The sequence below is a fragment of the Salinimicrobium oceani genome (genome assembly GCF_012037645.1).
This window is the reverse complement of record NZ_JAAVJR010001421.1, coordinates 1-310: the sequence shown is the minus strand read 5'-3', so window position 1 is coordinate 310 and position 310 is coordinate 1. Positions and strand designations below refer to the sequence as shown.

At 47.7% G+C, this 310-nt stretch carries 1 pseudogene; it reads left to right on the top strand.

What is annotated here, in order from left to right:
• Positions 1-273: pseudogene (locus HC175_RS22470) on the top strand (diaminopimelate epimerase); the annotation flags it as partial.
• Between the last annotated feature and the right edge of the window lie 37 nt (positions 274-310).

Sequence of the window (310 nt, the reverse complement as noted above, 5' to 3'; positions counted from 1 at the left end):
AACGTGAATTTTGCAGCTCTTATTGATGAAGCTAGCTTTAAAGTACGCACCTATGAAAGGGGAGTAGAAGATGAGACCCTTTCCTGCGGCACCGGGGTTACAGCTGTTGCCCTTGCGGCTCATGCTTCCGGCAGAACTTCGGCCTCAACCGTTCACCTTTCCACCCCGGGAGGAGAACTTTCGGTAAAATTCACTCCTGTTGGGGCATCTTACAAAGATATCTGGCTCACCGGACCTGCAAGACAGGTCTTTAAAGGAGAAATATCATGTTGACATTAACGGGAGATTCAATTTTTTTAAGAGCCCTGGA